The sequence below is a fragment of the Georgenia alba genome (genome assembly GCF_042665525.1).
GTDB classification, from domain to species: Bacteria; Actinomycetota; Actinomycetes; order Actinomycetales; family Actinomycetaceae; genus Allobogoriella; species Allobogoriella alba.
Genome location: NZ_JBHTCQ010000001.1, coordinates 1,027,376 through 1,045,569, shown reverse-complemented (window position 1 = coordinate 1,045,569; position 18,194 = coordinate 1,027,376). Strand labels below are relative to the sequence as shown.

Here is an 18,194-nt window from a genome sequence, read left to right as displayed (position 1 = left end):
TCGCGGACGGCAGTCAGGTCAGGACGCGAGGACGTCGTCCAGGATCGCCTCGGCCTTGTCCTCCTCGGTCTTCTCCGCGAGCGCGAGCTCCGAGACGAGGATCTGGCGGGCCTTGGCGAGCATCCGCTTCTCACCGGCGGACAGGCCGCGGTCGGTGTCACGACGGGAGAGGTCACGCACGACCTCGGCGACCTTGATGACGTCGCCGGAGGCGATCTTCTCGACGTTGGCCTTGTACCGGCGGGACCAGTTCGTCGGCTCCTCGGTGTACGGCGCGCGCAGGACCTCGAAGACCTTCTCGAGCCCGTCCTTGCCGACGACGTCGCGGACACCGACGAGATCGACGTTCTCGGCGGGAACCTGGATCGTGAGGTCGCCCTGGGCGACTCGGAGGTGGAGGTAGGTCTTCTCCTCGCCGCGGATGACTCTGGTGGAGATGTCCTCGATCAGCGCGGCCCCGTGGTGGGGGTAGACGACGGTCTCGCCGACAGCGAAGGTCATTGTGTTGTTCTCCTCGGTCGTGAAGGCCTCCAGTCTACCACGCCAAAGTGGCGTGATTCCGCGGCTCCCGGGCATCCGCCCAGGTCGGCGACGAGGAGGCGTCGACTGTGCCGAGGAAACGGCCGACTCGGGTAACCTCCTCCTGGGAGGGCCGCAGCGCTGTCCCGACACCCCGAGAAGGAGTAGTTCCGTGGCCCGCACCACCCGCCGCACACGTCTGGTCTCTCTCGCCGCGACCGGCATCGCCGTCGCCGCAGCCGCCGGCGGCTGCGCGACGATGAACCCCATCACCACCGCCGAGCCGTACGCCCCGAGCGACGGCGTGCGCGTGCCGATCCGGAGCGACCTCGTGGTGGAGAACCTCATGGTCCTCACGGAGGCCGACGGGGAGACCGGTCACCTGCTCGGGGCCGTGGTGAACCGCGGGACGGAGGCGGTCGAGGTCTCCTTCACGTTCGGGGAGTCGGGTGCGCCGATCCCGGTCACGGTCGAGCCGGAGGCCACCGTCAACTTCACCGAGGCGGGCATCACCGTCGACCAGGTCGAGGTGCCGCCTGGTGCTGTCCTGCCGTCCGTCGTCGCGACGTCCCAGGACGGGGAGACGACGACGCGCGTCCCCGTGCTCGACGGCACCATCCCGCCGTACGACGACTTCCTCGAGTCCGCACAGTCGGGCGAGACCTGGACGCCGTCCAGCCGCGACTGAGTCTCCCCGACTGCGGGGGTGCCGGGCGCTACTCCTCGGGCGTGACCAGCTTGTAGCCGAGACCGCGGACCGTCTGCAGCATGGTCGGGTGCGCCGGGTCCTTCTCGATCTTGGCGCGCACCCGCTTGACGTGGACGTCCAGCGTCTTGGTGTCGCCGACGTAGTTCGAGCCCCAGATCCGGTCGATGAGCTGGCCGCGCGTGAGCACTCGGTCCGGGTTGCGCAGGAAGAGCTCGAGGAGCTCGAACTCGCGCAGCGGCATGGGCACGAGCTCGTCGTCCACCGACAGCTCGTGCCGGTCCACGTCCATGCGCACCCGGCCCACGCTCAACACCGACGGCTGGGAGAGATCGTCCTGCGCCCCGCCGCGCCGCAGCACCGCGTGCACCCGGGCCACGAGCTCGCGGTAGGAGTACGGCTTCGTGAGGTAGTCGTCCGCCCCGATCTCCAGCCCGACGACCTTGTCGATCTCGCTGTCCTTCGCGGTGAGCATGATGACCGGGACGTTCCCGCGCTGGCGCAGCTGCCGGCAGACCTCTGTCCCGGACAGCCGCGGGAGCATGAGGTCCAGCAGCACGATGTCGATGCCACCCCGGTCGTAGGCGGTGAGGGCGTCGTGCCCGTCGGCGACGGCGACCACGTCGTACCCGTCGCGCTCGAGCTTGAACGTGAGCGGTTCGCGGTACGAGGCCTCGTCCTCCACGAGAAGGATGGTCGTCATCGGTGGCTGTCCTCCATCTGCGTCTGCCGTGCGGCGGCCGGTCGTCCGAACCCGCGGGCCGGGGCCCGTGACTCCGGCTCCGCCGCCGTCCCGTCCTGTCTGCTCTGCTCGGTACCCACGGGCGCCTCGTCGTCCCGGTCGGTCGCGGCCTCGTCGTCCGCGTTGTCCGGACCGTACGCCTCTGGCAGCACGATCGTGAAGGTCGAGCCCTTGCCCGAGGTGGACCAGAGCTCGATGGTGCCGCCGTGGTCGTTGACGATGTGCTTGACGATGCTGAGCCCGAGGCCCGAGCCGCCGGTCTCGCGGGAGCGCGCCTCGTCGCCGCGGTAGAAGCGCTCGAAGACCCGCGCGCGCTGCTCGGGCGCGATGCCCGTGCCCTGGTCGACGACGGCGATCCGCACCAGGGCGTCGTGCCGGGAGATCCCGACCGAGACACGGCCGGCGGGCCGGGAGTACCGGACGGCGTTGTCCAGCAGGTTGCGCACGGCGGTCGTCAGCAGTGCCGCGTCCCCGTAGACCTTGAGCCCGGCTGTGCCGCCCCGGACGAGGTTCACCTTGCGGGCATCCGCCTCGACACGGACCCGGTCGACCGCCTCCGCGACCACCTCGTCCACGTCGACCAGCTCCGGATCGACGAGCGCGTCCGGCCGCTGGAGCCGGGAGAGCTCGATGAGCTCCTGCACGAGGGTGGCCAGGCGGGAGGACTCCTTGCGCATCTGGTCGGCGAAGTGCCGGACCGTGTCCGGCTCGTCGGCCGCCTCCGCGATCGTCTCCGCGAGCAGCGACAGGGCGCCGACGGGCGTCTTGAGCTCGTGCGAGACGTTGGCGGTGAAGTCCCTGCGCATCTCCTCCAGCCGGCGGGCCTCGGTGCGGTCCTCCGCGAGCACCAGGACCCGGCTGTTCCGCAGGGGGGCGACCCGGACGTCCATCCGCATGGCTCCCGCACCGTCGCCGCCGCGCCCGAGCGAGACCTCGGCGTCCCTGATCTCCCCGTCGCGCCGCAACGCCTTGACCATCTCGCGGATCTCGGCGTGGGCGAGGGTGTCGTTGCGGACCAGGCCGAAGGAGTAGGCGGCCCCGCTCGCCCGCTGGACCTCGTCGTCGGGCTCGAGCACCACCACCGCCTGGGGCAGGACGGACAGGACGGACACGACGTCGTCCAGGCCGTCACCCTCTCCCTGGTCGCGGCTGCGCCGCTCGCGCTCACTCAGCAGGAAGGCGATCACCGCAGCGGCGACGACGAGCAGAGCCAGCAGCACGATGCTGAGGATCTGCCAGAGCTCCATGCCGTCCAGACTAGGCCGCCGGTCGGGTGTTCACCGACCTCACTCGGGGCGGTCACGAGGCGTTCACCCGCGCGCCACCGGTCGTACACAGGTGCGCACTTGGCTACCGTTGGAGGTAGACCGCACGTGGCGTGGTGCTCGGCACCCCGTCCGACGGCGGATGTCACGACCGAGCAAGGAGCCCACGATGCGTGAGATCTTCAAGCAAGAGATAGAGCAGCTGGGCCTCGACCTGGTCAGCATGGCCGAGCAGATGTCCACCGGGATCGAGAAGGCGACCACGGCCCTCGAGACCGCGGACCTCACGCTCGCCGAGCAGGTGATCGACGCCGACGAACGGATCGACGAGATCCAGCACAGCATCGACGAGCAGGCCGTCTCGCTGCTCGCGCGGCAGCAGCCGGTGGCCACCGACCTCCGCGTGGTCGTGACCGCGCTGCGGCTCTCCTCGACCCTCGAGCGCATGGGCGACCTGGCGCGGCACGTCGCCGACGTCGCACGCGGCCGCTACCCGGAGAGCGCCGCCCAGGGCCCGGCGCGCGACGTCCTGCTGCAGATGGCGACCCAGGCCGCGAAGGTCGGGACGCAGACCGTGCACCTGCTGCAGACCCATGACCTCGGCCTGGCCGCGAGCATCGAGTCGGAGGACGAGGTCCTGGACCGGCTGCACCGCACATCGTTCGAGGTGGTCCTCGACGACAGCTCCGAGCTGACCCGCCAGCAGCTCGTCGACGTCGTGCTGCTCGGCCGCTACCTCGAGCGCTTCGGCGACCACGGGGTCTCGGTGGCCCGCCGGATCTCCTTCCTGGTCACCGGCGACCTGACCAACGCCGTCGCCGCCGCAGAGACCGCACGGACCTCCGAAGGAGCCTGATCCCGAGCCGGGCACCAGCACGAGCACGACGGCGGCCCCGCACGGTGCGGGGCCGCCGTCGTCGTCCGTACGGGCAGGCTGCGGCGGCTACCGACCCTGGTTCGCCACCGCGGCGATCGCGGCCTCGGCGGCCGCCGGGTCGAGGTAGCGGCCGCCACGGACCGTCGGGGCGAAGGTCTCGTCGAGCTCGTACACGAGCGGGATCCCGGTGGGGACGTTGAGGCCGGAGATGGTCTCGTCGTCGATCCCGTCGAGGTGCTTGATGATCGCCCGCAGCGAGTTGCCGTGCGCGGCGACCAGGACGGTGCGGCCCGCCTTCAGATCCGGGACGATCGCCTGCTCCCAGTACGGCAGGGCCCGCTCGAGCACCTGCTTGAGGGCCTCCGAGCGCGGGATGGGCTCCCCTGCGTACCGCGCGTCGGCGTCCTGGGAGTACTCCGAGCCGAGCTCGATCTCCGGCGGCGGGACGTCGTAGGAGCGGCGCCAGAGCATGAACTGCTCCTCGCCGTACTCGTCGCGGATCTCCTTCTTGTTCTTGCCCTGCAGCGCGCCGTAGTGGCGCTCGTTGAGCCGCCAGTGCCGGTGCACGCCGATCCAGTGCCGGTCAGCCGCGTCGAGAGCGAGGTTCGCCGTGGAGATCGCGCGGCGCAGCAGCGACGTGTGGACGACGTCCGGGAGGATCCCCGCGTCCACCAGCATCCGGCCGCCCTGCACGGCCTCCTGCACGCCCTGCTCCGAGAGCGGGACGTCCACCCAGCCGGTGAAGAGGTTCTTCGCGTTCCACTCGCTCTCGCCGTGGCGGAGCAGCACGAGGGTGTATGTCATGCGCCCATTCCATCACGAGCACGACGGCGGCCGGCCACCCGTGGTGACCGGCCGCCGTCGTTGTGCTCGTGGTCGGGCTCAGGAGTTGGCCTTCTGGTAGGCCTCGCGGACCTCGGCGGAGATCCGGCCGCGCTCGGAGACCTCGTACCCGTGCTTCCGCGCCCAGTCGCGAATCTTGCCGGCGTCGGAGGACGAGCCCGAGCGGGAGCCGCGCCGCCCGGTCGTACGCCGGCCGCCCGCCCGTCGCGCGTGGCCGACCCACTCCGCGAACGACTCGCGCAGCGCCTTGCTGTGCGCGTCGGTCAGGTCGATCTCGTAGGTCACGCCGTCCAGGGCGAACGTGACGGTCTCGTCCGCAGGCGAGCCGTCGATGTCGTCGATGAGCTGGACCTGCACCTTCTGCGCCATGTGTTCTCCCCAGTGTCGCGATTTGCCGAAGATTCATCGGGTACGCCACGTCGTGGTGTGTTCCCACGGGCCACCCTAATTGTTGCGGGAGGAAATGTCACCATCCGGACGCTGCCGGGTGGGATCGACTATTCCGTGGCCTGCGACGGTGAGGCGGTTTTCGAGAGGGACTCCTGCTCCAGCTTGCGCATGGCGTCGCGTTCTTTTCGGTCGGCCCGGACGATCGCACGTATGGCGATGAAGAAGAGAATTCCCGTCCCCACGGAGGGGACGAGTGCCACGAGGTAGTCCACGGCGCCAAGTCTAGGGCGCCGCAGCCCTGCGCGCGGTCCCGAGCACGAGATCACGAGTGACCTCGGCCGCATCGTGAACGGCGCCGGGCTCGCGGGGGCATCGCGGATCGCCGGTCGGCGGCTCATGGCCCGGCCGGCGGCTACCGAGAAACTCCGCGTCGCCGCACATTCCTGGTCATCCCGGTCCGGCTTCCGGTGCGCGACGTCCGGATTGGCCTACCCGGGATTGCCGGACCGGCCACATTATGGACCCGCCAGCGCGCCACCCGGGCTCGGACATTGTTGACGCATTCCCCGACGGGTGCCCGTGGCACACAGAAGGCCCGGACCATTGGCCCGGGCCTCGTGGAGCCGCCTGTGGGAATCGAACCCACGACCTATTCATTACGAGTGAATCGCTCTGCCGACTGAGCTAAGGCGGCACTGTCGCCGAACCGGCGACGCGGCGCAGACAACTGTACAAGGGCGCGGTGTGCCAGGACAAAAGATCCGGGCGTGACCCGCGACACCTGGCGAGGTCGCCAACGACCCGGTTCAGCAGGTCAGACCGTCGACGGGGACCACCCCGTCGACGAGATAGGCGTCGAGGGCGTCGGTCACGCAGGCGTTGGAGCGTCCGTAGGCCGTGTGGCCCTCCCCCTCGTAGGTGACGAGGACGCCCGAGGCGAGCTGCTCGGCGAGGGACTCGCTCCACTCGTAGGGTGTCGCCGGGTCACCGGTCGTGCCGACGACGACGATCGGTGCGGCCCCGTCGGCCCGGACCGGAGCGTTGCTGGCCTCGGCGGCGACGGGCCACGGCTCGCAGAGTGTGTCGCCGAAGGCGAACGAGGGACCGAGGAGCGGAGCCGCCTCGGCGAGCTGCGCGGCCTCCTGACGCCACTGGGCGAGGTCACCGTCGGCGGGATGCTCGAGGCACTCGACCGCCCAGTTGGCCTCGGTGGAGTTGTCGGCGTACGTGCCGTCCGGCCCGCGCCCGGCCATGCTGTCCGCCAGCGCGAGCAGGCCGGAGCCGTCGCCGTCGTGGATGGCCTGCGTGAGCGCACCGGACAACGCGGGCCAGGACCGCGGCGTGTACAGCGGCATGAGGATCCCGGAGAAGGCCAGTGACGCGGTGAGCTCGCGGCCGTCGGGATCGTCCGTGGGGAGCGGGTTGGCGGAGGCGAGCTCGAGCACGGTCCCGATCTGCTGGAGCGCCTGCTCGGGGTCGCCGGTCAGCGGGCATTCCGTCCAGGCCAGACAGTCCTCGACGTAGCTGCGCAGCGCCCGCTCGAACGCCATGGCCTGGTCCCGCGTCCTCTCCTCGTCCGTCAGCGTCGGGTCGAGTCCGCCGTCCAGCACGAACCGCCCCACGCGCGCGGGGAAGAGCTCCGCGTAACGCGCGCCCAGCTCGGTCCCGTAGGAGAAGCCGACGTAGTCGAGGCTCTCCTCCCCCAGCACCGCACGCAGCACGTCCATGTCGCGGGCGGCCGAGACGGTGTCGACGTGACCGAGCAGCTCACCGGTCCCCTCCGCGCAGCCCTCCGCGATGGTCCGCGCGTCCGCGCGGAACGCGGCGACGCCTTCCTGGCTCGACATGTCGTGGTCGGCGGCACGCACCTGGTCGAGCTGCGCATCGCTGACGCACTCGACGGCCGCCGAGCGGCCCACACCCCGCGGATCGAGCCCGACGACGTCGTAGGCGGAGAGCAGCTCCCCGGTCCACCGGTCGCCGACCGTGCCGACGAAGCGCGTGGCCGAGGTGCCCGGTCCACCCGGGTTCAGGACGAGGTTGCCGATGGCGTCGCCGTCGTCGCTCGGCCGCCGCGTGACCGCCAGCTCGATGGACTCCGCATCCGGGGCGTCGTAGTCGAGCGGAACCGTCAGCCGCGCGCAATCCAGCTCGCCGCAGCTGCTCCAGTCCAGCTCCTGTGCGTAGAACTCGGCGAGGTCGGCGGACGGGGGCGTCGCGGCAGCCGAGGCGTCCGACGGGTGTGCGGGCGTCTGCACCCGCTCCATCGGCTCCGGCCCGACGCACCCCGCCAGCACGAGCGCGAGCACGGCGGCGGACGGCACTGCTCGGCGGAGGGAGGCGCGCACCAGATCACGCTACCCGCGGGTCCGCGCCGCGTCCGGCACCCGGACGCCGGATGGCGCGGGTGTCGCTCAGCCCGCCTGGGGACGCAGGGCGACCATCATCGCCTCGACGGCGAGGAGGGGTGCGACGTTGGCCTCCAGCCGCTCGCGCGCGACGCCCACGGCGTCCATCCGCCGGACGGTCTGCTCCGGGGTGGTGGCGCCGGCCAGCCGGCGCACCTCCGCCTCGAGGTCCGTGTTGACGAGGTCCACCTCGGCGCCGAGCTGGACGACGAGGACGTCGCGGTAGAGCGACAGCAGATCCACCATCGCCCGGTCGAGGACGTCCCGCTGCGCCCGCGTCGCGCGCCGCTTCTGCTCGTCCTCCAGCTGGCGGACCTGTCCCCGCAGCGCCGGTGGCAGCCGTGTCCCGGCGTCGGCGCCCAGGCTGCGCAGCAGCTCGGCCTTCTCGGCGGCGTCGCGCTCCTCGGTCGCCGCCTTCGCGTCGGCGTTCGCCGTCTCGATGAGTTCCGCGGCCGCCAGCACGGCGTCGCCGACCCCCCGGATGCCGGCCGGTACGGCGAGGAGCCGCCTGCGGCGCTCACGCGCTGCGGGATCCCGGGCGAGCCGCCGGGCCAGGCCCACGTGCGACTGCGCCGCGCGAGCCGCCGCGAGTGCCACGTCCGGGGAGAGCGCGTCACGACGGACGAGGAGGTCGGCGACGGCTCGGGGGTCGGGCACCCGGAGGTGGACGCCGCGGCAGCGGGACCGGATCGTGGTGAGCACGTCCTCCGGACTGGGCGCGCACAGCAGCCACACGGTCCGCGGCGGTGGCTCCTCGACGGCCTTGAGGAGCACGTTGGACGTCCGCTCCACCATCCGGTCGGCGTCCTCCATGAGCATCACGCGCCACCGGCCACGCGCCGGCGCCCGCTGGGCCTGGGAGACGAGCGGACGGATCTCGTCGATGCTGAAGATGACCTTCTCGGTGCCCACCAGGGTGACGTCGGCATGGGTGCCCGCCATGACGGTCGTGCAGTCGTGGCAGCGTCCGCAGCCTGGCTCGTCGGGGTCCGTGCACTGCAGCGCCGCGGCGAACGCGCGTGCCGCGACCGACCTCCCGGAGCCGGGTGGCCCGGTGACGAGCCACGCGTGGGTCATGGCGCGGGCCGCGGCGTCGCCCGCGCCCTGGCGGGAGGCCCGGACGGCGTCCGAGAGGGTGGCGACGACGGCGTCCTGGCCGACGACGTCGTCCCACACGCTCACGAGGCGAGCTCCGGGAGCATGGCGGCGAGACGGTCCCGCACGGCGGCATGGACCTCCTGGGGCGGGAGGGTGGCGTCCAGCACGAGGAACCGGTTCGGCTCGGCGTCCGCCAGGGCGAGGAAGTGCTCGCGCACCAGGGTGTGGAACGCGGCGGACTCGCGCTCGAGGCGGTCGGGAGCGTCGGCCCGTCGGCCGGCGCCCACGGACGGGTCGAGGTCGAGCAGCACGGTGAGGTCCGGCAGGAGCCCTTCGGTGGCCCACAGGTTGAGGTCGCGGATCTCGCCGGCGCCGAGGTCCCGGGCCGCCCCTTGGTAGGCGACCGAGGAGTCGAGGTAGCGGTCCGTGACGACGACGGCTCCCCGGGCCAGCGCCGGCCGCACCACCCGGTGCACGTGATGGGCGCGGTCGGTCGCGTAGAGCAGCGCCTCGGTCCGCGGATCGAGGTCGTCGCCGTGCAGCACGGCGTCACGCAGCACGCTGCCGAGGTCCGTGCCGCCGGGCTCCCGCGTGAGGACCACCTCGTGACCGAGGGCCGTGAGCCAGGCGCCGAGCAGGTCCCGCTGGGTGGTCTTGCCGGCACCGTCACCGCCCTCGAGCGAGACGAACCGGCCCGGGAACGCTCCGGTGTCGCCGGACGCGGACGGCGGGACCTCGTGACTCACCCGGCCAGCGTAGTCGGGCACGCCGACACCACCGCGCCGAAGCCGATGGTCCAGCGGTGCCGGCCGGGAGTGCCGCCGCGCCACCCGAGGGCCGGGCAGTGGGTTCGCGGGGCTGGTTGGGTCTGGCGGGTCCGGAGCGAGGAACGACTGATCGCTGCCAGCGGTGCCGGGCGGGAGTGCCGCCGCGCCACCCGAGGCCCGGGTGGTGGGTGTCGCGGGGCTGGTTGGGTCTGGCGGGTCCGGAGCGAGGAACGAGCGATCGGACCTGGACGTCCCGCGACACCCACTGCCCGGCCCGTGAAGGTGACCCGGACGACCGCTACTCCCCCGGGTACACGACGCCCAGCTGCCGGCGCACCTCGTCCATGATCTCCATGACCTCCACGGTCGCCGCCCACGACAGGATCTCCGACTGCTGAGACCCGACCGCCACGCAGCGCGCCACCTCGGCCGCCTGGTACTGGAACCCGCCGGTCACGCCGGGTTCGGACCACGTCCAGGGGTCACCGTCCGCCGGGGTGACGGTGAACGTCGTCGGCACGAAGAAGGTGTCCGCGAGGTCGATCCGGCCCTCGGTCCCGATGACGGATGCCGACGTCCGGCTCCGGGCCCACATGTTCGCCGTCGCGACGCCGACGGCGTTGCCGTACGTGAGGCTCACGGCCTCGTGGACGTCGACCCCCGCGTCGGAGAGCATCCCGACGGCGTGGATCGCCTCCGGCCGGCCGAGCAGGCTGTGGATGAAGGAGATGGGATAGACGCCGAGGTCGAGGAGGGCGCCGCCCGCCAAGCCGGGTTCGCGGAGCCGTTCCACGTGCGGGAGCCGCTGACCGTGGTCCCCGTGCACAGCGAGCACGTCGCCGAGCGCGCCGGACGCCACGAGGTGCCGCAGCGCCGTCATGTGCGGCAGGAACCGGGTCCACATCGCCTCCATCGCGAAGAGCCCGCGGCTCTCGGCCGCCTCGAGCACCTCCCGCGCCTCGCGAGCGTTGCGCGTGAACGCCTTCTCGACGAGCACCGGCTTGCCGGCCTCGAGGGCGAGGACCGCGTGGTCGCGGTGGTGGCTGTGGGGAGTCGCGACGTAGACGACGTCGACCTCGGGGTCGGTGACGAGGTCGGCGTAGCTGCCGTGCGCGCGGGAGATGCCGTGCGCCTCGGCGAACCCGGCGGCCTTGGCGGCGGAGCGTGAGCCCACGGCGACGACCCGCTGGGCAGAGTTCGCGGGAACCTCGGTGGCGAACTTCCGGGCGATGCCGCCGGCCCCGAGGATGCCCCAACGCAGCGGCGGGGCCTCGTACGGGTCCGGCGGCGCCGTCAGGTTCAGGGAGGTCACCGGTGAGCTCATGGCCTCAATCTAAGGGGACCGGGCGTGCCCGCGGACCGCTCGGTCGGCAGGCCCGGCGGTCTCACGCGTTCGGCGAGCGGTACTTCCTCATCGGGTCGTAGCCGTCACCGACGCCGTCCGGGGCGTCGGCCCCGGTCTGCCCGGCTGCGGGTCCGGTGCCGGAGATGGAGGCGCCGCTCCCGTGGACGGTGCTGCCGCCCGGGTCCACGGCCGGTCCGTCTTGACCGGCAGGCTGCTGCGTGCGGCGGGCCTGCCGCATCAGGGTGAAGGCAAGGATGGAGCCACCCAGCAGCGCCACGGCCGTGATCAGTCCGACGAACAGGTCGTTCTCGATCACGTCGAAGACGTACAGCAGGGTCACCGCCGCCAGGGCGGCCCCCTCGATCATCACGACCCGGAGGAACAACCCGTTCGGCTGCTGCCTCTTGTCGGCCCGTGGCATGCTCATCGGTCAGCCCTTCCTCGCGGTCGACCGTCCGCGCGAGGAGCTGCCGCCGCGTCGTGCCGGTCGCTTCGTCGGTCCCTTGGCTCGCTTCTCCGCCAGGAGCTCGTAGCCACGCTCCGGGCTGATCGAGTCGACCTCGTCGTCCTTGCGGAGGGTCGCGTTGGTCTCACCGTCGGTCACGTACGGCCCGAACCGACCGTCCTTGACCACCACGGGCTTGCCCGACGTGGGGTCGGTACCGAGCTCGCGCAGCGGCGGCCGGGCGCTGGCACCCCGGCCCCGCTTCGGCTGGGCGTAGATCGCCAGCGCCTCCTCGAGGGTGATGTCGAAGATCTGCTCCTCGGTCTCCAGGGATCGGGAGTCGGTGCCGCGCTTGAGGTAGGGCCCGTACCGGCCGTTCTGGGCGGTGATCTCGACGCCGTCGGGGTCGGTGCCCACCACGCGGGGCAGCTTGAGGAGCTTCAGCGCCTGCTCCAGGTCGACCGTCTCGAGCTGCATCGACTTCAGCAGCGACGCGGTGCGAGGCCGCGGCTTCTTGGTGGACTTCTTCTTCCCGTTCGACGACGCGGCGCCGTCCTCCTCGACGACCTCCGTCACGTACGGGCCGAAGCGACCGTTCCGGGCGACGATCGTGCGGCCGGTCTCGGGGTCCGTGCCGAGCTCGCGCCCGTCGTCGGCCTGCTTGGCGAGCAGCTCGCGGGCGACGTCGACGGTCAGCTCGTCGGGCGCGATGTCATCCGGCACCGAGGCGCGGCGCGCGGCGCGGCCGTCCTCCCCCTGCCCCTCCTCGAGGTACGGGCCGTAGCGGCCGACGCGCAGCGTGATGCCCTCGCCGATGTCGATGCTGTTGGCGGCCCGGGCGTCGATGTCACCGAGGTCCGCCACGATGTTCTTCAGGCCCGGCCGGTCGGCGCTCGCGTCACCGCGGTAGAACCCCGCGAGCCAGCTGACCCGCTCCGCCTCGCCGGCGGCGATCCGGTCGAGGTCGGCCTCCATCTCGGCGGTGAAGTCGTAGTCGACCAGCCGGGGCAGGTTGTCCTCGAGGAGCCGGACCACGGAGAAGGCCAGCCAGGTGGGCACGAGGGCCTGGGCACGTCGTTCGACGTAGCCGCGGTCGACGATGACCGAGATGGTCGCCGCGTAGGTGGAGGGCCGGCCGATGCCCCGCTCCTCGAGCGCCTTGACCAGGCTGGCCTCCGTGTACCGGGGCGGCGGTGTGGTCTCGTGACCCTCGGCACTGACCTCGTCGGTCTGGACCGCGTCCCCCTCGGAGACGGCCGGGAGCCGGGCGTCGTCGCGGGACCTCTCGCCGTCGTACCGGTCGGCGTCTCGCCCTTCCTCGTAGGCGGCGAGGAAGCCGCGGAAGGTGATCACGGTCCCGGAGGCGGTCAGCTCGGCACGGGTCTCGCCGCCGTCCGCCAGGACCGGGTCGGCACCGAGCCGGAGGGTGGCGGTGGAGCCGCGCGCGTCGGCCATCTGGGAGGCGACGGTGCGCTTCCAGATGAGGTCGTAGAGCTTCAGCTCGGTCGGGTTCAGCCGGGCCGCGACCTGCCCGGGGGTGCGGAAGGAGTCTCCGGCCGGCCGGATGGCCTCGTGTGCCTCCTGCGCCCCCTTCGCCTTGCCGTAGGTGCGGGGCTTGTCCGCCACGTACTCCGGGCCGTACAGCTCGGCCGCCTGGCTGCGGGCGGCGGAGATCGCCTGCGAGGACAGCACGGGCGAGTCGGTCCGCATGTACGTGATGTAGCCGTTCTCGTACAGCCCCTGCGCCGTCCGCATGGTCTCGCGGGCACTCATCCGGAGCTTCCGCGACGCCTCCTGCTGCAGCGTCGAGGTGGTGAACGGCGCGGCCGGGCGCCGCGTGTACGGCTTGGTCTCGACCGAGACGACGCGGGCCTCGACCTCCTGCAGCGCCGTGGCGACGTCGGTCGCGACCGCCTTGTCGAGGTGGAGGGTGTCGGCCTTCACCGCGGACGGCTTGAGCGTGCCGTCGTCCCGGAAGTCGCGGCCGACGGCGACCTTCCTCCCGCCGAGCGTGACCAGCCGCGCCTCGAACTGCGACCGGTCGTCCTCGGGACCACCGGTGAAGGTGCCGCGCACGTCCCAGTAGGACGCCGCTCGGAACGCCATGCGCTCACGCTCGCGCTCCACCACCAGCCGGGTCGCGACGGACTGGACCCGGCCGGCCGAGATGCCCGGCTTGACCTTCCGCCACAGCAGCGGGGAGACCTCGTAGCCGACCAGCCGGTCGAGGATCCGGCGCGTCTCCTGAGCGTCGACCAGGCGGTCGTCGACCTCGCGGGTGTTCTCCAGCGCCCGGCTGATGGCCTCCCGGGTGATCTCGTGGAAGACCATCCGCTTGACCGGCACCTTGGGCTTGAGGACGTCCAGGAGATGCCAGGCGATGGCCTCGCCCTCCCGGTCCTCGTCCGTGGCGAGGTAGAGCTCGTCGGCCTCCTTGAGGGCGCGCTTGAGCTCGCTGACCTTCTTCTTCTTGTCCGGTGCGACGACGTAGTACGGGTCGAAGTCGCCCTCGACGTCGACCGCGAACTTGCCGTACGGGCCCTTCTTCATGTCCGCCGGAAGCTCGGACGGCTGCGGCAGGTCACGAATGTGCCCGACGCTGGCCTCGACGTCGAAGTCGGAACCCAGGTACGCGCCGATGGTGCGCGCCTTGGCGGGCGACTCGACGATCACGAGCTTGCGGGGTGTGGCCACGCGGACCTTCCTTACTTGATGAACCGCCTGCGCGGCGGCGGGGTTTTCGCGCCGACGGTACCTCGACAGCGAGGGACCCCGCAGTCGGGCCGGTGCTACCGGTGCGACGGGCCACGGGCACGACGCGTGGCCAGCTGCAGGGCGGCCAGGGTGCTCAGGCAGGTCACTGCCACCACCCCGACGCTGGCTCCACCGTACGCGATCATCAGCTCCGTGCGACTGGCCCCGGTGACCTGGGTGGTCAGCAGCAGACTGAGCAGCGCGACCAGACCCGCCCCGATGCCGACGACCGCGAGCAGGGGACGCGCGAGCCTGTCGGCCGTCCGCACCCACGCCGGCGCGGCCCGGCCGGTGTCGTCCCCGGCCGGGCCGAGGACCGCGAGCGCCGCGAACAACCACGCCGCGACGACCAGGAGCGCGGCCACCACATCGCTGGCGCGGTGCCAGCCACCGATCATGGTCGCGACCCCGGTGCCGCCGGCGTACACAGCGCCGAGCAGAGCCGCCACCCACCGCCAGCGAGGCGGGGCGGCGAGGAACGCGGCGGCGGCCACCGTCCCCGCGACGGTGGTGTGACCCGACGGCAGCGAGTTGTCCTGAAGCGTGGAGATGTCGAGGTCGGGCCGGGTCAGGACCTGGTACTTCAGCACCTGCGTGGTGAGGTTCGCACCGCCGACGACGGCGCACACGGCGATCGCGTGCCGCCAGCGGCGCCGGAGCAGCGCCAGGCCGGCACCGACCGCGATGACGACGACGAGGAACGGGATCGAGACGACGTCGAGCACCTGGTGCGCCGTCTCGAACAGCCGGCTGCGGCCGATCGTGGAGCCCTCGTACGCGATCTCGTCGAGTCGCTGCCCGCTCGGGGTGGTGACGAAGAACCGCCAGACGCCCAGCACGGCACCGGCCGCCGCGACGGCGAGGAGCCCCCCGACCACCCGGCGGCCGCCGTCGCGCACGTCCGAGATCACGGACCTACGGTAGAGGGCGCCGTCGCCCGGTCGCGCGCCTTCGTTGTGCGGATCACTCGGCGCCGGACGGTCCTCGGCCCGCCTCGCTCGCGCTCGTCAGCCTCCCGGCGTCGTCAGAAGACGGGCTTCCCGCCGGTGACCCCCAGGACGGTGCCGGAGACGTAGCTGGCCTCGTCGCTCGCCAGGTAGACGAAGGCCGTGGCCACCTCGATGGGCTCGCCCGCCCGTCCGAGCGGCGTGTCCGAGCCGAAACCCTCCACGCGCTCGCCGGGGAACGTGGAGGGGATCAGCGGGGTCCAGATCGGACCGGGCGCGACCGCGTTGACCCGGATGCCACGCGGGCCCAGCTGGGCGGCCAGGTTGACCGTGAGGTTGTTCAGCGCCGCCTTGGTCGCGGCGTAGTCCAGCAGCGGCTCCGACGGCTGGAACGCCTGGATCGAGGTGGTGTTGATGACGGCCGAGCCGCTCTGCAGGTGCGGCGCGGCCGCCTTCGTCAGCCAGAACGTGGCGTACACGTTGGTGGCGAAGGTCCGCTCCACCTGCTCGCCCGGGAAGTCCTCCAGGTCGCTGTGGGTCATCTGGAAGCCGGCATTGTTGACCAGGACGTCCAGCCCGCCGAGCTCGTGCACGGCGCTGGAGACGAGCTCGACGTTGGCCTGCTCGGTCCGCTGGTCCGTGGGACACAGGACGCACCGGCGCCCGGCCGCCTCCACCTGCCTCTGCGTCTCCTCGGCGTCCTGCTGCTCCTCTGGCAGGTACGCGATCGCGACGTCGGCCCCCTCCTTCGCGAAGGCGATGGCGACGGCCCGGCCGATGCCGGAGTCGCCACCGGTGATGAGGGCGCGCTTGCCGACCAGCCGGTCGCGGCCGGTGTAGGACGTCTCACCGTGGTCCGGGGCCGGCTGCAGGTCGGCCGTGGTACCCGGCCAGTCCTGGCTCTGGGGCGGGATCGATGTGAGGTCGCTCATCGCCCCATCGTGACCCGGGGAGAGCGCCGGCGCACCCGGAGCGGCTTCATCTTGCGGCAGTGACGGGGCGCCGCCACGCGGCCGCACCTCTGCCCGATGAGCGGCGATGGGTGCACGATGGACGGGTAAGCCGCTAACGTCGGGGACCGTTTTCCGCGACACCTGCGGCCCGGCACCAGGCAGACACGCGCCCGACGGACCTGGCGACGTGTCTGGCTCGTGGCGGGCCGGTGAGATGCAGACCGAGCCCGAGGAGTGCCATGAGTGACACACCGAGAAGTTCCGCCACGACGGCGGACCCGCCGACACCGCGACCACCCGAGCGAAAGAAGCTGATCGCGGCGCCACGCATCTTCATCCCGGCGCTCGCCATCCTCCTCGGCGGGGTCGTGGTGGCCTTCGTCTGGCCGTCCCAGGCCAGCGCAGGCCTCGAGAGCCTGATGATGAACGGAGTCGTGCCGGCTCTCGGACCGTGGTTCGTCATCGCCGTCGCCGGCTTCATCGTCTTCTCGCTCGTCATGGGCCTGAGCCGGTTCGGCGACATCAAGCTCGGCAAGGACGAGGACGAGCCCGAGTTCTCCCTGGTCGCCTGGTTCGCGATGCTCTTCGCGGCCGGCATGGGGATCGGCCTGGTGTTCTGGGGGGCGGCCGAGCCGCTCACCTACTTCGCCAGCCCCAAGCCGGGTCTGTCGGCCGGCGCGCCGGCGGCCGAGCGGGCCGAGGCGGCGATGAACCAGGTCTTCCTCCACTGGGGCTTCCACGCGTGGGCGATCTACGCCGTGGTGGGTCTCGCCGTCGCATACGCGATCCACCGCAAGGGGCGGCCCATCTCCATCCGCTGGGCGCTCGAGCCGCTGCTCGGCGACCGGGTCAAGGGTTGGATCGGCGACGTCATCGACGTCATCGCCGTGGTCGGCACGCTCTTCGGTGTCGCCACCTCGCTGGGTCTGGGCGTGCAGCAGATCTCCGCCGGCCTGAACTACCTCGGCCTGGTCCCCGAGAGCCAGATCAACGAGAACGGCTCCGTCTCGAACACCGTGCTCATCGTCGTCATCTGCGTCATCACGCTGTGCGCCCTGACCTCCGTGGTGAGTGGCGTCTCCAAGGGCATCAAGTGGCTCTCGAACATCAACCTGGGCATGGCGGGCGTGTTCCTCATCGCCCTGCTGCTGCTCGGACCCACGATGTACCTCCTGCGCGACCTCGTGCAGTCCCTCGGCAGCTACATGCAGAACGTCGTCGGGCTGACGTTCAACACCTCCGCGTACACCGGTGAGGCCGGTCAGGTCTGGCAGCGCTGGTGGACGGTCTTCTACTGGGGCTGGTGGATCTCGTGGGCGCCCTTCGTCGGCGTCTTCATCGCACGCATCTCCCGTGGCCGGACCGTCCGTGAGTTCATCGGCGGCGTGCTGCTGGTCCCGACTGCCCTGACCTTCGTCTGGTTCACCGTCATGGGGGCGGGCGCCATCCGCCGAGCCTGGGAGGACGGCGTCGGCGGGCTCTACAACCCCGAGCTCGGCGGTCCGGACGTCCAGCCGGAGAACGTGCTGTACAACTACATCGACGGGTTCTCGCCGACCCCCGTGGCGTGGGTGCTCGCCGTGGTCGCGACGCTGCTGGTGGCGATCTTCTTCATCACCTCCTCCGACTCCGGCTCGCTCGTCGTCGACATGCTGTCCTCGGGCGGTGACGTCGACCCGCCGAAGTGGAGCCGCGTGCTCTGGGCGCTCCTCGAGGGAGCCGTGGCGATCGCCCTGCTCGTCGCCGGCGGGCTGGAGATGCTGCGTGACGCGGCGATCCTCACCTCGATCCCCGTCGCGGTCGTCATGATCGGCATGTGTGCCTCGGTCTACAAGGCGCTGAGCGAGGAGCACCAGGTCCTGGTGGAGGCCGAGCGGCGGCAGCGGCGGGAGGAGCTCGCCCGCCGGGTCTCCTCGCAGCTGACCAGCCACATCGAGGAAGAGGTCTCGACGCAGGTGCCGGAGCACTTCGACGAGCACTTCGACGAGCGCTTCGAGAAGGCCTACGCCGAGGTCAGCGGCAACGGCGGGACGAGCGGCTCGGACGGGGCCTCGACCAGCCCCACGACGAGGACGTCCCGCTTCCGCCGGAAGCGGTAGCGGGGCCCGTCCTCACCAACGAGTTCGCCCGATCGG

The 18,194-nt window shown here is 71.7% G+C and carries 17 protein-coding genes and 1 tRNA gene; 3 read left to right on the top strand and 15 right to left on the bottom strand.

Going from position 1 to position 18,194, the window contains the following annotated elements; genetic code table 11:
* Nucleotides 1-18: 18 nt before the first annotated feature.
* Nucleotides 19-501 carry a CarD family transcriptional regulator gene (locus ACFQQL_RS04965; RefSeq protein WP_382391849.1) on the bottom strand — a complete coding sequence of 161 codons (483 nt, stop codon included), beginning with the start codon at nucleotides 499-501 and terminating at the stop codon, nucleotides 19-21.
* Nucleotides 502-691: 190 nt separating this feature from the next.
* Between ACFQQL_RS04965 and ACFQQL_RS04960 the strand changes: the two genes are divergently transcribed.
* Nucleotides 692-1,207, top strand: coding sequence for a hypothetical protein (locus ACFQQL_RS04960; protein WP_382391847.1), 516 nt, complete (start codon nucleotides 692-694; stop codon nucleotides 1,205-1,207).
* Nucleotides 1,208-1,235: 28 nt separating this feature from the next.
* Here ACFQQL_RS04960 and ACFQQL_RS04955 read toward each other — a convergent pair whose 3' ends face one another.
* Entirely contained in the window at nucleotides 1,236-1,928 is a 693-nt protein-coding gene (locus ACFQQL_RS04955) for a response regulator (protein WP_382391845.1), read from the bottom strand.
* Nucleotides 1,925-3,214 (bottom strand): sensor histidine kinase, encoded by a 1,290-nt coding sequence (locus ACFQQL_RS04950; protein ID WP_382391843.1) that lies wholly within the window; start codon nucleotides 3,212-3,214, stop codon nucleotides 1,925-1,927. The genes ACFQQL_RS04955 and ACFQQL_RS04950 overlap by 4 nt, the downstream gene beginning before the upstream one ends.
* Nucleotides 3,215-3,401: 187 nt before the next feature.
* On the opposite strand from ACFQQL_RS04950, the gene phoU reads away from it, so the two are divergent.
* Nucleotides 3,402-4,088, top strand: a complete 687-nt coding sequence (phoU, locus tag ACFQQL_RS04945; protein WP_382391841.1) for a phosphate signaling complex protein PhoU — start codon at nucleotides 3,402-3,404, stop codon at nucleotides 4,086-4,088.
* Between the two features lie 87 nt (nucleotides 4,089-4,175).
* Here the strand turns inward: phoU and ACFQQL_RS04940 are convergent, their stop codons facing one another.
* From ACFQQL_RS04940 to ACFQQL_RS04885, 12 genes are all read right to left on the bottom strand, one after another.
* A complete protein-coding gene (locus tag ACFQQL_RS04940; RefSeq protein ID WP_382391839.1) occupies nucleotides 4,176-4,913 on the bottom strand; it encodes a phosphoglyceromutase in 738 nt (245 codons plus the stop codon).
* Nucleotides 4,914-4,991: 78 nt separating this feature from the next.
* A complete protein-coding gene (locus ACFQQL_RS04935) occupies nucleotides 4,992-5,321 on the bottom strand; it encodes a histone-like nucleoid-structuring protein Lsr2 (protein WP_382391837.1) in 330 nt (109 codons plus the stop codon).
* A gap of 128 nt (nucleotides 5,322-5,449) precedes the next feature.
* Complete coding sequence (locus ACFQQL_RS04930) at nucleotides 5,450-5,614, bottom strand: hypothetical protein (protein ID WP_382391835.1); 165 nt, start codon at nucleotides 5,612-5,614, stop codon at nucleotides 5,450-5,452.
* Nucleotides 5,615-5,960: 346 nt separating this feature from the next.
* A tRNA-Thr gene (locus tag ACFQQL_RS04925) sits at nucleotides 5,961-6,036 on the bottom strand.
* Nucleotides 6,037-6,148: 112 nt separating this feature from the next.
* On the bottom strand, nucleotides 6,149-7,690 hold the full coding sequence (locus tag ACFQQL_RS04920; RefSeq protein ID WP_382391833.1) for an alpha/beta hydrolase: 1,542 nt from the start codon (nucleotides 7,688-7,690) through the stop codon (nucleotides 6,149-6,151).
* Between the two features lie 66 nt (nucleotides 7,691-7,756).
* Nucleotides 7,757-8,932 carry a DNA polymerase III subunit delta' gene (locus tag ACFQQL_RS04915; protein WP_382391831.1) on the bottom strand — a complete coding sequence of 392 codons (1,176 nt, stop codon included), beginning with the start codon at nucleotides 8,930-8,932 and terminating at the stop codon, nucleotides 7,757-7,759.
* A complete protein-coding gene (gene tmk / locus ACFQQL_RS04910; RefSeq protein ID WP_382391829.1) occupies nucleotides 8,929-9,594 on the bottom strand; it encodes a dTMP kinase in 666 nt (221 codons plus the stop codon). Before tmk ends, ACFQQL_RS04915 begins: the two co-directional genes overlap by 4 nt.
* 319 nt (nucleotides 9,595-9,913) lie before the next feature.
* Nucleotides 9,914-10,939: a Gfo/Idh/MocA family protein gene (locus tag ACFQQL_RS04905; protein ID WP_382391827.1), complete on the bottom strand. Its 1,026-nt coding sequence runs from the start codon at nucleotides 10,937-10,939 to the stop codon at nucleotides 9,914-9,916.
* Between the two features lie 61 nt (nucleotides 10,940-11,000).
* Nucleotides 11,001-11,387, bottom strand: a complete 387-nt coding sequence (locus tag ACFQQL_RS04900; protein ID WP_382391825.1) for a hypothetical protein — start codon at nucleotides 11,385-11,387, stop codon at nucleotides 11,001-11,003.
* Between the two features lie 3 nt (nucleotides 11,388-11,390).
* Nucleotides 11,391-14,099, bottom strand: a complete 2,709-nt coding sequence (gene topA, locus ACFQQL_RS04895) for a type I DNA topoisomerase (protein ID WP_382391823.1) — start codon at nucleotides 14,097-14,099, stop codon at nucleotides 11,391-11,393.
* 95 nt (nucleotides 14,100-14,194) lie between these two features.
* Entirely contained in the window at nucleotides 14,195-15,070 is an 876-nt protein-coding gene (locus ACFQQL_RS04890) for a phosphatase PAP2 family protein (RefSeq protein ID WP_382391821.1), read from the bottom strand.
* 113 nt (nucleotides 15,071-15,183) lie between these two features.
* The gene (locus tag ACFQQL_RS04885) at nucleotides 15,184-16,038 is read right to left on the bottom strand and encodes an SDR family oxidoreductase (RefSeq protein ID WP_382391819.1); all 855 of its coding nucleotides are present in this window, start codon (nucleotides 16,036-16,038) and stop codon (nucleotides 15,184-15,186) included.
* A gap of 260 nt (nucleotides 16,039-16,298) precedes the next feature.
* On the opposite strand from ACFQQL_RS04885, the gene ACFQQL_RS04880 reads away from it, so the two are divergent.
* Nucleotides 16,299-18,158 carry a BCCT family transporter gene (locus tag ACFQQL_RS04880; RefSeq protein ID WP_382391817.1) on the top strand — a complete coding sequence of 620 codons (1,860 nt, stop codon included), beginning with the start codon at nucleotides 16,299-16,301 and terminating at the stop codon, nucleotides 18,156-18,158.
* Nucleotides 18,159-18,194 lie beyond the last annotated feature (36 nt).

Coding starts and splice junctions, on each gene's coding strand:
- ACFQQL_RS04965 (WP_382391849.1), bottom strand. CDS start 501: ATGACCTTCGCTGTCGGCGAGACCGTCGTCTACCCCCACCACGGGGCC.
- ACFQQL_RS04955 (WP_382391845.1), bottom strand. CDS start 1,928: ATGACGACCATCCTTCTCGTGGAGGACGAGGCCTCGTACCGCGAACCG.
- ACFQQL_RS04950 (WP_382391843.1), bottom strand. CDS start 3,214: ATGGAGCTCTGGCAGATCCTCAGCATCGTGCTGCTGGCTCTGCTCGTC.
- phoU (WP_382391841.1), top strand. CDS start 3,402: ATGCGTGAGATCTTCAAGCAAGAGATAGAGCAGCTGGGCCTCGACCTG.
- ACFQQL_RS04940 (WP_382391839.1), bottom strand. CDS start 4,913: ATGACATACACCCTCGTGCTGCTCCGCCACGGCGAGAGCGAGTGGAAC.
- ACFQQL_RS04935 (WP_382391837.1), bottom strand. CDS start 5,321: ATGGCGCAGAAGGTGCAGGTCCAGCTCATCGACGACATCGACGGCTCG.
- ACFQQL_RS04905 (WP_382391827.1), bottom strand. CDS start 10,939: ATGAGCTCACCGGTGACCTCCCTGAACCTGACGGCGCCGCCGGACCCG.
- ACFQQL_RS04900 (WP_382391825.1), bottom strand. CDS start 11,387: ATGAGCATGCCACGGGCCGACAAGAGGCAGCAGCCGAACGGGTTGTTC.
- ACFQQL_RS04885 (WP_382391819.1), bottom strand. CDS start 16,038: ATGAGCGACCTCACATCGATCCCGCCCCAGAGCCAGGACTGGCCGGGT.
- ACFQQL_RS04880 (WP_382391817.1), top strand. CDS start 16,299: ATGAGTGACACACCGAGAAGTTCCGCCACGACGGCGGACCCGCCGACA.